Origin of the sequence: Mycobacterium sp. 852002-40037_SCH5390672 (genome assembly GCF_001665875.1) — a bacterium.
Classification (GTDB): domain Bacteria; phylum Actinomycetota; class Actinomycetes; order Mycobacteriales; family Mycobacteriaceae; genus Mycobacterium.
In genome coordinates this window covers 41550-56140 of record NZ_LZTA01000081.1, presented here as the reverse complement: position 1 = coordinate 56140, position 14591 = coordinate 41550, and the positions used below count along the sequence as shown (strand labels likewise).

Genomic DNA, 14591 nt, shown 5'->3' with positions numbered 1-14591 from the left:
CCGATGAACTGGACCGTCGACATACCGATCGATCAGCTGCCGCCGCTGCCGCCGCTGCCGACCGATCTGCGGGTGCGGTTGGACGCCGCCCTGGCCAAACCGGCCGCCCAGCAGCCCAGCTGGCCCGCCGACCAGGCGACAGCGATGCGCACGGTCTTGGAGAGCGTTCCGCCGGTGACGGTGCCGTCGGAGATCGTCCGGTTGCAGGAGCAGCTGGCCCAGGTGGCGCGGGGTGAGGCCTTCCTGCTGCAGGGCGGTGACTGCGCCGAGACGTTCACCGAGAACACCGAACCCCACATTCGCGGTAACGTGCGCACGCTGTTGCAGATGGCGGTGGTGCTGACCTACGGCTCGAGCTTGCCCGTGGTGAAGGTGGCCCGCATCGCGGGGCAGTACGCCAAGCCGCGCTCGGCCGACATCGACGCGCTGGGGTTGAAGTCCTACCGCGGCGACATGATCAACGGCTTCGCCCCCGACGCCGCCGTGCGCGACCACGACCCGTCGCGGTTGGTGCGCGCCTACGCCAACGCCAGCGCGGCGATGAACTTGGTCCGGGCGCTGACGTCATCGGGATTGGCCTCCCTGCATCTGGTGCACGACTGGAACCGGGAATTCGTCCGGACCTCGCCGGCGGGCGCTCGATACGAGGCGTTGGCCACCGAGATCGACCGTGGCCTGCGCTTCATGAGCGCCTGCGGGGTGGCCGACCGCAACCTGCAGACCGCCGAGATCTACGCCAGCCATGAGGCTTTGGTGCTCGACTACGAGCGGTCCATGCTGCGCCTGTCCGAAAGCGAGGCCGGCGAACCGCAGCTGTACGACTTGTCCGCGCACACCGTGTGGATCGGTGAGCGGACCCGCCAGCTCGACGGCGCGCACATCGCCTTCGCCGAGGTGATCGCCAATCCGATCGGCGTCAAGATCGGCCCGACGATCACCCCGGAGCTGGCCGTCGAATACGTCGAGCGCCTCGACCCGCACAACAAGCCCGGCCGGCTGACCTTGGTGAGCAGGATGGGCAACAACAAGGTTCGCGATCTGCTGCCCCCGATCGTGGAGAAGGTTCAGGCCACGGGTCACCAGGTGATCTGGCAGTGCGACCCGATGCACGGCAACACCCACGAGTCGTCCAACGGCTACAAGACCCGCCACTTCGACCGCATCGTCGACGAGGTGCAGGGCTTCTTCGAGGTGCACCGCGCACTGGGCACCCACCCGGGCGGCATCCACGTCGAGATCACCGGCGAGAACGTCACCGAGTGTTTGGGTGGGGCGCAAGACATTTCAGACACCGACTTGGTCGGCCGTTACGAAACCGCTTGCGATCCACGGCTGAACACCCAGCAGTCGCTGGAGTTGGCCTTCCTCGTCGCCGAGATGCTGCGCGATTGATCGCTGGCGCGGCCGGCTACAGCAAGCCGTCGAGGTTGGTTCCGACGGTCCACGCCGCGGTTGCGACCAACCCGGTGATCGCCAGGACCAGCGCCACCCAGACCAGCACCATGCGCCGGTTGTGCTGGCGCGCCCACACGAATTCGCTTATCGGGATGCCGGCGAATTCGCCTGTGACAGGCTCATATTCGTAATCGTCCTCGGGATCATCGTCGGTCTGTACGGGGAGTTGCGGCTCCGGCCAGTCCTCGGGTCCCCGCGTCATTTGGCGAGTGGGTTGACGCACCGGCGCCCGGTCGGGCGGCCCGGGCTGCTGCGCTGTGGCCGGCCGCTGGTTCATCCGGCCGTGCTGTAGCGCCGCCGACCGGTGTTGCGCGGAGTTGCGAGGCGCAGGCACCCGAAAGTTCGGCAGCGCAAGCTCATCGGCGATCGCGTCGAGGTCGGTGCGCATCTCGATCGCGTCGGCGTAGCGGTCGGCCGGGTCGCGGGCCGTGGCACGCTCGACGAATTCGTCGAACAGCGCCGGCACGCCGTCGATGACCCCGCTGGGCGCCGGCACGTCGGTGTCCAGCCGCTGGTAGGCCAGCGACAACGGGGAGTCGCCGGTGAACGGTGTACGTCCGGTCAGCAGCTCATAGGTCATGATCCCCGCGGAGTAGACGTCGCTGCGCGGACTGGCCTCGCCGTCGCGCACCTGCTCGGGCGACAGGTATGCCGCGGTGCCCAAAATCACGCTCGTGGAGGTGATTCCGGCGGCCGCGACGGCTCGGACCAACCCGAAGTCGGCGATTTTGACTTCGCCGTCGTCGGAGATCAGCACGTTCTCCGGTTTGACGTCGCGATGCACCAGGCCGGCCCTGTGCGCGGCGCCCAGCCCGCCGAGCACCGGACGAAGCACCGCCGCCACCGCGTACGGCGGCATGGGCCCGCGTTCGCCCAGCAGTTCGCGCAGCGTGCCACCCTCGATGAGCTCCATCACCAAAAACGGGTGCCGAGCGTCCAAGCCCTGGTCGTAGACCGCGACCAGTCCGGGATCCTTCAGCCGGGCAACGGTTTGGGCCTCACGCTGGAAGCGGGTCAGGAACTGCTCGTCGCCGGCGTAGCGCGAATCCATCACCTTCACCGCAACCGGGCGGTCGAGCCTGGTGTCCAGACCGCGGTACACGGTTGACGTGCCGCCGCTGGCGATCCTGGACTGAACCAGGTAGCGGCCGTCCAGCAATGCGTTGTCCAACGGATCGACCGCCCCAGCTTCGGGTCGGTGACGGTGCGGGCCGGCCCGGCCGGAGGGCGGGCCGGGCAATTGCGCTGGGGCCACGGGGCCATCGTAGGTGCGCCGGGGTGATTGGCCGGGAGAACACAGGTTCAACGCCGGCATCTAGGCCTACACTTGCCCGGATGAGCAGTATTCCTGCCGGCGACGATGTGCTAGAACCCGACGAGCCGATTTATGACCTGAAGCGGGTCGCCGAATTACTGGGGGTGCCGGTCACCAAGGTGCATCAGCAACTTCGGGAGGGCCACCTGGTTGCGGTTCGGCGCGGCGAGGGACTGGTGGTTCCGCAGCTGTTCTTCACCAAGTCCGGTGAGGTGGTCAAGAGCCTGCCGGGACTGTTGACCATCCTGCACGACGGCGGCTATCACGAGACCGAGATCGTGCGCTGGTTGTTCACCCGGGACCCCTCGCTGACGGTCACCCGGGACGGCAGCCGCGATGCCCTCAACAATGCCCGTCCCGTCGACGCCCTGCACGCACATCAGGCTCGGGAAGTCGTGCGCCGGGCGCAGGCGATGGCCTGCTGAACCCGTTTCCTCATCCGGCGGTGACATCGGCAAGCTCGGCTTGGCGCGCGGGAGCGCGATACAGGCTGTACCCGGCGATCAGCGCGCACATGGTGGCCAGCGAAAAGTGCAGCCACGAGTACATGCCGTGTGAGCCATCGGGTTTGAAGATCACCATCACCCACGTCGACAAGGCACCGATGATCGCGACGGCCCGCCGGGACTGCGCCAGCGGAGCCACGATCGCCAGCGGCCACGAGTAATACCAGGGCAGCGCGGCCGGCACGAACAGCACCACGATCAGCATCGACCACCCGATGCCGGTCAGCGCGGCCCGGTCGTCGCGGCGGAACCGCCACCACAACAGCGGCAGCGAGATCGCGATGATCGCGATGCCGACCAGTCGGGTGACGCGGAGGATCGGATAAAAGCTCACCGGGAAGAACCCGCCGCCGATCGCGTGAATCAGGTTGGCGGCCGCGGTCGGTACGGTCAGCCAGTTGATGATCTTCACCGATCCGGCCAGCGCGGTCAACCAGCCCAGACCCACGCCGGCCACCGCGGACAGGATCGCGAAGACCACGACGAAGATCAGCAGCGATAACGCCGTCGCAGCGAAAAATGATGGCACCGGCCGATATCCACGCCGATCGCGCAGCTGCCGCATCCACACCCACACCAGGAAGGGCAGCGCGATGCCAGCGGTGGCTTTGACCGCGATGGCGACGGTGATCAGCGTGATGCCCGCAACATGGCGGCCACCGAACGTCAACGCGATACCGGCGGCCATCAGGCCCACCATCAGCATCTCGTTGTGCACCCCGCCCATCAGATGGATGAGCACCAGGGGGTTGAGCACACAGATCCACAGCGCCGTCGCACCGTCGGCGCCCAGATGGCGCGCCACGCGGGGGGTCGCCCAGGTCAACAGCACCAGGCCGGGCAGCATGCACAGCCGCAGCAACGCGGTGCCCGCCACCACGTTGTTGCCCACGATGATCGTGATGATCTTCGCCACCAGGATGAACACCGGGCCATACGGTGCGGTCGTGATCGACCAGATGGGACTGACGTTGTCCAGCAGGCTGTTCGGGTTGGCGACCGGACCGACCGCGTATGGGTCCAGGCCGTCGCGCAGTAGCGCACCCTGCGCCAGATACGAATAGGTGTCCCGGCTGAAGACGGGCACCGACACCAGCAACGGCGCCAGCCAGAAAGCGGTGGTGGCTTTCATGACGAACTCGGTCGCCTCGCCGGCCAGCACCCGACGGCCCAGGCCCAGCCATGCGATCAGCATCAGAGCGACGCCGGCCCACAACACAATCGACGACAGCACCAGCCCGTGGCCAAAACGCAACCAGGACATGTGCATTGACTCGAGCAACGGGTCGTGCTGGCGGGTGCTGCCCGCGCCCAGGCCGCCCAGGGTGATCAGCACCGATCCGAGCATGCCCAGCTTCGCCGGACGGGAGTCGCCGGCCGCGACGAATCCTTTCAACTGTGAAAACCATTCGCCACGCGGGGGTTTGGCTGCCGGCGAATCGGCGTCCGGGGTATCCGTCGGCGTCGTCATCGATTCAGGCGGACCGGTTCGTGGCCAGCTTGGCCAATTCGGAAAGGCCCGCTTTGGCCGCGGTGTTGATGGGTGCGGCCGCCAAAGTGGCCAGCGCCCGCTGGGTCAGCGCGGTGATCCGTTGTTCGGCAGCGGCCAGGGCGCCCACCGACTCGATGACGTCGCGCAGCTGATCCACTTGCGCGTCGGTCAGCCGGGCTCCGATCGAGGTGCGTAACAGGTTGGCCGCCAAAGGGTCTGACTTCTCCGCCAACTCCACCGCCTCGGCCAGCAGCACGGTGCGCTTGCCCGAGCGCAGATCATCCCCGGACGGCTTGCCGGTCACCGCCGGGTCGCCGAAGACTCCCAGCACGTCGTCGCGCAGCTGAAACGCCACCCCCAGGTCCGTCCCGAACTGGCTGAAGACGTCGTGGACGTCGGGCCGGTCGGCGGCGGCGGCCACACCGAGCTGCAACGGTCGCGACACGGTATAGCAGGCGGTCTTGAAGGTGTCGACGTTCATCGCCGAGGCGATCGAGGCGGCCGCGCTGGCCTCGGCGACGATGTCGAGGTACTGCCCACCGAGCACCTCGGTGCGAATGTTCGCCCACACCCGCCGCACCCGGCGCCCCGCCTGCGGCGTCAACTCGACACCCAACACGATGTCGTCGGCCCAGGCCAGCGCTAGATCACCGAGCAGGATCGCGGCCGATATCCCGAACTGCTCCGGCGAGCCCTGCCAGTGCCGGTCGCGATGCAGCGTCGCGAACTGGACGTGCGTGGTGGGCCGGCCCCGGCGGGTGGAGGAGTCGTCGATCACGTCGTCGTGCACCAGCGCGCAGGCGTGCAGCAGCTCGAGTGCGGAAAACAGCAGCAGCGCTTGCTCATCGGGAGCTTCGGTGGTCACGGCGTGCCAGCCCCAGTAGGCGAAGGCGGGCCGCAGCCGCTTGCCCCCGTTGAGCACAAAATCTTCCAGCGCAGCGATCAGACCGCTGTAGTCGTCTCCGATGTAGGCGGTCTCGGTGCGCCGGTCGTGCATGTACCGCCGCAATTGGTCGGTGACGGCGCCGGTCAACTCGACGGTTGCCGCTGCTGGTGTGGCTCTTAGGCTCAGCGCGGCACCCCTTTCTGCTCGGCTGGCTGGGCGTTCCAGGCCCGACCAGTGTATTCGCCGCACCACCTGTGCCGCTTTCCCCATGACGCGGTCGGGTGGGCCCAGTTGCTTCGCCTGCCTCATTAACCCGCCCCTATGCTGGCGGGTGCGCTGGGCCCGCGCGAATACCGCGCGGCCCCAAGACGCCCCGGGCCGATAGTCGTCAGATGGAGAGAAGCCGCGTGACCCTCAACACCATTGCGCTCGAGCTGGTGCCGCCGAACGCCGACGAAGGTCGGGAGCGGGCACTGGAAGAGGCGCGCAAAGTGGTGCGGAATTCGGCCGAGTCGGGACTGGACGGCCGGATCCGGCACGTGATGATTCCGGGGATCATCGCCGAGGACGACGACCGTCCCATTCAGATGAAGCCCAAGTTGGACGTCCTCGACTTCTGGTCGATGGTCAGGCCGGAACTGCCCGGCATCAAGGGCCTGTGCACTCAGGTCACCGCGTTCATGGACGAGCCGTCGCTGCGCGCGCGACTGACCGCGCTGACCTCGGCCGGCATGGAGGGCGTGGTCTTCGTCGGCGTGCCGCGCACCATGAACGACGGCGAGGGCTCCGGCGTCGCCCCCACCGATGCCCTGTCGATCTACCGCGGGCTGCTGACCAACCGCGGCGTCATCCTGATACCCACCCGGGACGGCGAGCAGGGCCGGTTCAACTTCAAATGCGACCAGGGCGCCACCTACGGCATGACGCAGCTGTTGTACTCCGACGCGATCGTGGGTTTCCTGAGCGAGTTCGCCAAGCAGACCGACCACCGGCCGGAGATCCTGTTGTCGTTCGGTTTCGTCCCGAAGATGGAGAGCCGGGTCGGACTGATCAACTGGCTGATCCAGGATCCCGGCAATGCCGCGGTGGCCGACGAGCAGGAGTTCGTCAGGAAGCTCGCCGCGAGCGAACCGGCTCAGAAGCGCCAGCTGATGGTTGATCTGTACAAGCGAGTCGTCGACGGGGTCGCCGAGCTCGGCTTCCCGCTGAGCATCCATCTCGAGGCGACCTATGGGAATTCCGGGCCGGCCTTCCAGACGTTCGCGGAGATGCTCGCCTACTGGTCACCGTCCCAGCAGGATTAGCTAGCTGGGCGGCGGTTGGTCGCGCGGCGCGGTCAACCGCGGTGACCGGTCCCGGCTGACCCACGCCAGCAGCCCCACCACCCCGGCGGCCGCGAACGACGCGATGCACAGCCACACCACCGCTCCGGTGAAGGAGCGGGTGTTGGGGTCGGTGTAGCGGGCCTGGGCGGTCATGGTGGACACCACGCCGGGTTTGAGCTTCCACGACACCGCGTCGGGTTCGACCCGGTCGCCGTTGGTTGAGGTCACCACGCCGGGGAAGGCGATCGTCAGCTCGACGTCGGCCTCGGAATCGGTCAGCGAGGTCAGATCCGCCCGGCCTTCCAGGATCACCAGGTTGCCGTTGCGGCGCAGCGTCAGGTTGACCCCGGAGGCATCGGAGTTCATGTTGGCCAGCTGCGGCAACTCCGCGAACGTCAAGTCGGAGAATACCGCCTGCGAGCCGACATAGCCGTCGCTGTCGTAGTTCGACACCGCGACCTTCTGGCTGAACGGCAGGTTATTGCTGTCCAGCTGCGGACCGGTGTCTTTGGGGGTCTTGGGTTTGGCGGCGGCGACGATCTCGCCGGACACGAGGTCATCGGGGGAGATGGTGAGTGAGGCCCTGACCCGCAGGCATCCGGTGGCCAGCGGCACCAGCAGCAGCAACATCGCGACGGCCACCAGGCGGCGCCGCCGAGCTCGAAACGCTCGGGATCCACGGCTGCGGGGCGGGGGAGAGCTGGCTCGCACCAGGTCATCGTGCCAGATCCGATGTGCCACTTGATGGAGTCTTCCGAAGTGCGCCGAGTTCTGGGCCGGTTCGGGTGCTACAGAGGTAACTTGCGGCCCAGGATCGCGAACGCGCGCGGGTCGCCGGCGAAGTGGTAACCGCGGATGACGTCGGTGAAACCCAGCCGCCGGTACAGCCGCCAGGCGCGGTTGGGCTCACCATTGGTTTCCGGCGTGGAGAGCAGCACATTCTGCTCGGCGCGACGGGCGAGCAGTCGTCGGGCCAGTGCCTCGCCGAGACCGCGGCCCTGGGCGCGGGGATGGATGTGCAGTTCGGTCAACTCGAAATAGTCGTTCATCAGCCGCGAGATCTCCTGGGGCGGCGAGCCGCCGCGCTGCATGCCGAGCACGACCTGCTGCTGCCACCATTGCCCGGGCGCACCGGGGTAGCCGTAGGCCACACCGAGCAATGGGGCGCTGGCCAGCTCTTCCGCCGAGGGTGTTTGTGCGCCTGCGTCTTCGGCTTCCGGAGTTTCGACGACGCCGGCCCCCTGCCAGCCACGTCGCCGGATGTGTTCCAGCCACATCGCGGCGCGCTGATTCTCGGTGCCCCGCGGGTAGCGCATGGCATCGACGTATACCGCCAGGGCGTCACCGAGGCGACGTTCCATGTCGTTGGGAAACAGATCGATGAGGAATATCGCCAACTCGCGACCTCCTCCTCATCCCGTGATCCAGACTCATGCGGCGCCTCGGCATCATGCGGTCGGCCGCTATCGCCCATTATCGGACCCGTCTGCGAAGGCCCGGCGAGCGGTCGTGGCACCGGACCCCACGAACCGCCTCGCTTCGGGAAGCCGGTTGTAGCGCACGGCCGTTCCGGTCTGCCGGGGTGTCGGGAGGCGGCCGGGATAGAATCGGCGCCGAAGCAGTGGTATGGGGCAGATTGACCTCGTATCATTCAATTAGTTGCCCGCGCAACGGGCATCCGCGTGCTATCGATAGTCACGTGCCTAACTGCCGGCAAGGAGGGACGAATGCCACTCTCCGATCATGAGCAGCGGATGCTCGATCAGATCGAGAGCGCTCTCTACGCCGAGGACCCCAAATTCGCGTCAAGCGTCCGTGGCGGAGGGTTTCGCGCACCTCCCGCCCGACGGCGGCTACAGGGCGTGGCGCTGTTCGTCATCGGTTTGGCGATGCTGGTTTCCGGGGTGGCGTTCAAGGCAACGATGATCGGAAACTTCCCGATTCTCAGCGTCTTCGGCTTCATCGTCATGTTCGGCGGAGTGATATTCGCGATCACCGGTCCCCGGTTGTCCGGCAGGCCCGATCATCCCGGCCCGGCTCCCACCAACCTGCGTCAGCGCCGCAACAAGGGCGGGGGTTCGTTCACCAGTCGCATGGAGGATCGGTTCCGCCGCCGCTTCGACGACTGAGCGCATCCACACACTCGGGGTAGCCGCTGGCTGCCCCGATTTGTTTTTGTCGGACCGGCTGCCGGCGGCCGTTGGGCAGACACCTGCGCAACCGGCGATGCCGTTTTGCGGCTCAATCGAGGCCTAACCGAGGCGCGTCGCAGCCTCCGAGCCCCACCGCGCCCCACTAAAGTCCCCCACTACGCCCCACGATCCGCATTCTGCCTGGTTGGCGCCCTACGGTCGGCGATGCGGAACACACTCGGCCACGGCCCCGACACACCCCGATTGCGGCATTGACGACCTCCTGACGACGGATAACCTCAAAAACGCCACAGCGACACCCAAACAATGGGGCGAAGTGGGGGATTGTGGGGTATGGTGACTGCAGTGTTTGGGTGACCTCGAACGGGAGGTGAGCTGGTGTTTCTCGGCACCTACACGCCCAAACTCGACGACAAGGGGCGGCTGACGTTGCCCGCCAAGTTCCGTGACGCACTGGCAGGGGGGTTGATGGTCACCAAGAGTCAGGACCACAGCCTCGCCGTCTACCCGCGGGCGGAATTTGAGCAGCTGGCCCGCCGTGCGAGCAAGGCCTCGCGGAGCAACCCCGATGCCAGGGCCTTCCTCCGCAACCTCGCCGCCGGAACCGACGAGCAGCATCCCGACGCGCAGGGGCGCATCACGTTGTCGGCCGACCACCGTCGTTACGCGAGCCTGTCCAAGGACTGTGTGGTGATCGGCGCGGTCGATTACCTCGAAATCTGGGATGCGCAAGCCTGGCAGGACTACCAGCAGACCCACGAAGAGAACTTCTCCGCGGCCAGCGATGAAGCACTCGGCGACATCATCTGAGGCGCATGCCCGTGCAACGTGGCCTCTGCCCGAACCGACCCTGGCGTACTTCCCCAACGCCAGGTTCGCGCCTTCGGTCAGAGGCCTCGATGCAGGGGCTGCCCATTTTTCCGAGCACCTGGTAAGGCCCGTCCGGGCGGCACAGACCCGAAACCGCGCGAGGCCCGGTCTCTCGGGGGCCCGGGTGGCTGACGGGTGCCGGCAGATCCGTGGAGGCGTTGCGGTGGCTGACAATTCGACTTCCGATGATTACGGGCACGTCCCTGTCCTGCTGCAACGCTGCGTCGAACTGCTCACGCCGGCACTGACACGTCACCACCCTGACGGGTCCGGGGCAACCCTGGTCGATGCCACCCTGGGCGCGGGAGGACACGCGCAACGATTCCTGACCGACCTGCCGGGTCTGCGGCTGATCGGGCTGGACCGCGATCCCAGCGCGCTGGACATCGCCCGGGCACGGCTGGCGCGCTTCGCCGAGCGGGTCACGTTGGTGCACACGCGCTATGACGACATCACCGCGGCACTGACCGAGTCCGGTTATGCCGCAACCGAATCCGTGGACGGCGTGCTGTTCGACCTCGGGGTGTCGTCCATGCAGCTGGATCGCGCCGAGCGCGGCTTCGCCTACGCCCGGGACGCGCCGCTGGACATGCGGATGGACCCCTCGTCGCCGCTCACCGCGGCCGACATCGTCAACACCTACGACGAGGCGGAGCTGGCGAAGATCCTGCACCGCTACGGCGAGGAGCGGTTCGCGCGTCGCATCGCCGCACACATCGTGCGCCGGCGTGCCCGCGAGCCCTTCACGTCGACCTCGGACCTGGTAGCCCTGCTCTACGAAGCGATCCCGGCCGCGGCCCGGCGCACCGGCGGACATCCGGCCAAGCGCACGTTCCAGGCGCTGCGGATCGCGGTCAACGACGAACTGGACACGCTGCGCGGCGCGCTTCCGGCCGCGCTGGACGCGCTGGACGTCGGCGGTCGCATCGTGGTGATGGCCTACCAATCGCTGGAGGACCGAATCGTCAAGCGACTCTTCGCCCAGGCGGTCGCGTCCCGCACACCGGTGGATCTGCCGGTCGAGCTTCCCGGCCATGGGCCGCGATTTCAGTCCCTGACACATGGCGCCGACCGCGCCGACGCCGCCGAGGTCGAACGCAATCCACGTAGTGCCGCAGTGCGATTGCGGGCGCTGCAACGAATGGAATCACAGCAGGCTAGCGGGAGAGGCGACGCATGAGAGCAGAGCGCGAGACGTCGAAGCGTCGCGGCGGCAGCGACCGTCGGGGCGGGCGCGACGGTTCTGCCCGGCGGAGCGGTCGTCGTGCGGCCGAATCCGGATCGGCGCGGCGCAGCCGAAGCGGCCGGGCCTCGGCGCCCGCCCGCGAAGCCCGCGCGCCCAAGTCCGGACCGCAGACCAGCCCCATCGCCCGGCCGGTTGAGCGGCCGGCCCGGCCGAAGAGCACCAGCCAGGCCAAGGCGCGGGCCAAGGCACGGAAAGCCAAGGCACCCAGGGTTATTCGTCCCCGGCTGACTGAACGGTTGGCCGCCCGGCTGGCGGCGATCGACCTGCGGCCGCGGACGTTGGCCAGCAAGGTTCCGTTCGTCGTCTTGATCATCGGTGCGCTGGGCATCGGGCTCGGGCTCACGCTGTGGCTGTCCACCGACTCCGCCGAGCGCTCCTACAAATTGAGCCATGCCCGGGAGCGGACCCGGTTGCTGCAGCAGCAGAAGGAAGCGCTGGAGCGCGACGTGCGCGAGGCGGAGGCCGCGCCGGCGCTGGCGGAGGCGGCCCGTAAGCAAGGCATGATCCCGAGCAGGGACACCGCGCACCTGGTCCAGGATCCGTCCGGGAACTGGGTGGTGGTCGGCACGCCGAAACCGGCCGACGGTGTCCCGCCACCGCCGCTGAACAACAAGCTTCCCGACGAGGTGCCGCAGCCCCCCAAGCCGCCGGCCGCCCCTCCGGAGGTCTCGGTCCGGATCGAACCGGCCCCCGGCGGCCCCGCCCCGGCCAGGTCTGGGCCCGAAGCGTTGCTGCGCGCTCCCGACGGCGCGTCGACGGTGGGCGGTCAGCACCTGCCGCCAGCGGTGCCCCCGGTGCCCGGCGCGCCTGCCGCGCCGGGTGTGCCGGTCACAGGTACGCTGCCCGGCATGCCAGGCGGACCGGCGACGGGTGCATTGCCCGGCATGCCCGCTGCTCCGGTGACCGGCGCACTGCCCGGTATGCCCGCCGGCCCGGCCACCGGACGCGTGCCCGGCGTGCCGGCGTTGCCGATGCCGGGATTACCCATGCCGGCCGCACCGGCGACCGCTCCGGCACCCGCCGAGGTGTCGATTCCCTTGGGCGGGTTGCCGATTCCCGCTCCCGGTCAGGTGCCCGCACCGTTGCCCGCCGAGATTCCGGTCCCCTTGCAGTTGGGTCGCCCGGCGGCGCCGGCGCAACCGGTGGTCCCCGTCGCCCCGGCTAACGGCCTGCCCGGGCCCCCGTCCGTCGCGACGCCAGGTGCGCCCAGGTGAGCCGCGGTGAAACCCCGCGGGCACGCCGGTCGCAGTCGGTACGACCGACACGTGGTCCCCGTAAGGACTCGGAGGGTAAGGGCGCTCGGCAACCCAAGCGTCGCCTGAAACCACAACAGGCCGAAGCCGGCCGAGACGTCCGCGAACCGAAGCGATTCCGGAAAGCGAAGCAAGCCAAGAGCGTGGGGGCCCCACAGCGGACCGAGGCGACGGGGCACTCGGCGCGGGAGCGCCGCACCCGCCAGATCGTGCAATTGACCAGCCGCGGCGGGTCATTCGTCTTCCGGCATCGGGCCGGTAACGTGGTCATCCTGGTGCTGATGCTGGTGGCTGCCGCCCAGCTGTTCGTCTTGCAGGTGACCAACGCCCCGTCACTGCGGGCCCAGGCCGCCAGCCAGCTCAAGGTCACCGATGTGGAGAAAGCGGTGCGCGGCAGCATCATCGACCGCCGCAAAGACCAGCTTGCCTTCACCATCGAGTCGCGGGCGCTGACGTTTCAGCCGAAACGGATCCGCAAGCAACTCGAGGAAGCCAAAGCCAAGAACTCGACCGCGCCCGATCCACAGCAGCGGTTGCGCGATATCGCCAAAGAGGTCTCCAGCCGCCTGGGCAACAAGCCGGATTCGGCGACCGTTTTGAAGAAGCTGCAAACCGACGACAACTTCGTCTATCTGGCGCGTGCCGTGGATCCCGCTGTCGCCAGCGCGATTTCGGACAAGTATCCCGAGGTGGGTTCCGAACGCCAGGATCTGCGTCAGTATCCGGGCGGATCGCTGGCGGCAAACATCGTCGGGGGCATCGACTGGGACGGTCATGGCCTGCTGGGGCTGGAAGAGGCCATGGACTCGGTGCTGTCGGGCACCGACGGTGCGGTCACCTATGACCGCGGATCCGACGGTGTGGTCATCCCCGGCAGTTACCGCAACCGGCATCGGGCGGTCAACGGCTCGATGGTCCAGCTGACCCTCGACGACGACATCCAGTTCTACGTGCAGCAGCAGGTTCAGCAGGCCAAGAATTTATCTGGCGCGCACAATGTCTCGGCCGTCGTGCTCGACGCGAAGACCGGCGAAGTGCTGTCCATGGCCAACGACAACACCTTTGACCCCTCCCAGGACATCGGGCGTCAGGGCGACAAACAGCTGGGCAACCTGGCGGTCTCCTCGCCGTTCGAGCCCGGCTCGGTCAACAAGGTGATCACCGCGTCGTCCGTCATCGAGTACGGCCTCACCAATCCCGATGAGGTGTTGCAGGTCCCGGGCACGATCCAGATGGGCGGGGTGTCCATCCACGACGCGTGGGATCACGGCGTGATGCCCTACACCACCACCGGCGTGTTCGGAAAGTCTTCCAACGTCGGCACTTTGATGCTCGCGCAGCGCGTCGGCCCGGATCGCTTCTACGACATGGTCCGCAAATTCGGGCTGGGGCAACGCACCAATGTGGGCCTGCCCGGTGAGAGCGCCGGGCTGGTACCGCCGATCGACCAGTGGTCGGGCAGCACCTTCTCGAACTTGCCCATCGGCCAGGGTCTTTCGATGACGCTGTTGCAGATGACCGGCATGTACCAGGCGATCGCCAACGACGGGCTGCGGATACCGCCGCGGATCATCAAGGCCACCATCGCCCCGGACGGCACGCGCACCGAAGAGCCGCGTCCGGAAGGTGTGCGGGTGGTGTCGCCGCAGACGGCTCAGACCGTGCGCAACATGCTGCGTGCCGTCGTGCAGCGCGACCCGATGGGTTACCAGCAGGGCACCGGTTCCGCCGCCGCGGTGACGGGTTACCAGATGGCCGGCAAGACCGGTACCGCACAGCAGATCAACCCCGCCTGCGGCTGCTACTTCGACAACGTCTACTGGATCACGTTCGCCGGAATGGCCACCGTCGACAACCCCCGGTATGTCATCGGCATCATGATGGACAACCCGGAGCGCAATGCCGACGGGACGCCGGGCCACTCGGCGGCCCCGCTGTTCCACAACATCGCCGGCTGGCTCATGCAGCGCGAGAACGTGCCGCTGTCGCCGGATCCCGGGCCGCCGCTGACGTTGCAGGCCACCTAGCCGGACAAGCCCCCCGGCAGCCGCTCGGCGGCGCCGTCGGCGCGCGGATCGCCTCATGGCCGG

Annotated in this window: 13 protein-coding genes; 8 read left to right on the top strand and 5 right to left on the bottom strand. The window is 67.8% G+C overall.

What is annotated here, in order from left to right; translation table 11 throughout:
- Positions 1-3: 3 nt before the first annotated feature.
- Positions 4-1392 (top strand): class II 3-deoxy-7-phosphoheptulonate synthase, encoded by a 1389-nt coding sequence (locus tag A5782_RS14375; RefSeq protein ID WP_067100993.1) that lies wholly within the window; start codon positions 4-6, stop codon positions 1390-1392.
- 16 nt (positions 1393-1408) lie between these two features.
- On the opposite strand, the gene A5782_RS14370 is transcribed toward A5782_RS14375, so the two are convergent.
- On the bottom strand, positions 1409-2710 hold the full coding sequence (locus A5782_RS14370; RefSeq protein ID WP_231986683.1) for a protein kinase: 1302 nt from the start codon (positions 2708-2710) through the stop codon (positions 1409-1411).
- An 80-nt stretch (positions 2711-2790) separates the two neighbouring features.
- On the opposite strand from A5782_RS14370, the gene A5782_RS14365 reads away from it, so the two are divergent.
- Positions 2791-3195 (top strand): Rv2175c family DNA-binding protein, encoded by a 405-nt coding sequence (locus A5782_RS14365; protein ID WP_067100987.1) that lies wholly within the window; start codon positions 2791-2793, stop codon positions 3193-3195.
- Positions 3196-3205: 10 nt separating this feature from the next.
- Here A5782_RS14365 and A5782_RS14360 read toward each other — a convergent pair whose 3' ends face one another.
- Positions 3206-4747 carry an alpha-(1->6)-mannopyranosyltransferase A gene (locus A5782_RS14360; protein WP_067100984.1) on the bottom strand — a complete coding sequence of 514 codons (1542 nt, stop codon included), beginning with the start codon at positions 4745-4747 and terminating at the stop codon, positions 3206-3208.
- A gap of 4 nt (positions 4748-4751) precedes the next feature.
- The gene (gene idsA2, locus A5782_RS14355; protein ID WP_067100981.1) at positions 4752-5801 is read right to left on the bottom strand and encodes a bifunctional (2E,6E)-farnesyl/geranyl diphosphate synthase; all 1050 of its coding nucleotides are present in this window, start codon (positions 5799-5801) and stop codon (positions 4752-4754) included.
- A 260-nt stretch (positions 5802-6061) separates the two neighbouring features.
- Here idsA2 and A5782_RS14350 point away from each other — a divergent pair, with 260 nt between their 5' ends.
- On the top strand, positions 6062-6958 hold the full coding sequence (locus A5782_RS14350) for a mycobacterial-type methylenetetrahydrofolate reductase (RefSeq protein ID WP_067100978.1): 897 nt from the start codon (positions 6062-6064) through the stop codon (positions 6956-6958).
- Here the strand turns inward: A5782_RS14350 and A5782_RS14345 are convergent, their stop codons facing one another.
- Both A5782_RS14345 and A5782_RS14340 read right to left on the bottom strand, forming a co-directional pair.
- Positions 6959-7609, bottom strand: a complete 651-nt coding sequence (locus tag A5782_RS14345) for a DUF3153 domain-containing protein (protein ID WP_067101252.1) — start codon at positions 7607-7609, stop codon at positions 6959-6961.
- Positions 7610-7767: 158 nt separating this feature from the next.
- Positions 7768-8376 (bottom strand): N-acetyltransferase, encoded by a 609-nt coding sequence (locus tag A5782_RS14340; RefSeq protein ID WP_067100975.1) that lies wholly within the window; start codon positions 8374-8376, stop codon positions 7768-7770.
- A gap of 330 nt (positions 8377-8706) precedes the next feature.
- On the opposite strand from A5782_RS14340, the gene A5782_RS14335 reads away from it, so the two are divergent.
- The 5 genes from A5782_RS14335 to A5782_RS14315 all read left to right on the top strand — a co-directional run bounded on the left by A5782_RS14335 (position 8707) and on the right by A5782_RS14315 (position 14528).
- Positions 8707-9108, top strand: a complete 402-nt coding sequence (locus tag A5782_RS14335) for a DUF3040 domain-containing protein (RefSeq protein WP_067100972.1) — start codon at positions 8707-8709, stop codon at positions 9106-9108.
- Between the two features lie 402 nt (positions 9109-9510).
- The gene (gene mraZ / locus A5782_RS14330) at positions 9511-9942 is read left to right on the top strand and encodes a division/cell wall cluster transcriptional repressor MraZ (protein ID WP_067100969.1); all 432 of its coding nucleotides are present in this window, start codon (positions 9511-9513) and stop codon (positions 9940-9942) included.
- Positions 9917-11182 (top strand): 16S rRNA (cytosine(1402)-N(4))-methyltransferase RsmH, encoded by a 1266-nt coding sequence (gene rsmH / locus A5782_RS14325; RefSeq protein ID WP_156623947.1) that lies wholly within the window; start codon positions 9917-9919, stop codon positions 11180-11182. Before mraZ ends, rsmH begins: the two co-directional genes overlap by 26 nt.
- On the top strand, positions 11179-12462 hold the full coding sequence (locus A5782_RS14320) for a hypothetical protein (protein WP_067100963.1): 1284 nt from the start codon (positions 11179-11181) through the stop codon (positions 12460-12462). The genes rsmH and A5782_RS14320 overlap by 4 nt, the downstream gene beginning before the upstream one ends.
- Before the next feature lie 182 nt (positions 12463-12644).
- Positions 12645-14528 (top strand): peptidoglycan D,D-transpeptidase FtsI family protein, encoded by a 1884-nt coding sequence (locus tag A5782_RS14315; RefSeq protein WP_369815625.1) that lies wholly within the window; start codon positions 12645-12647, stop codon positions 14526-14528.
- Positions 14529-14591: the final 63 nt, after the last annotated feature.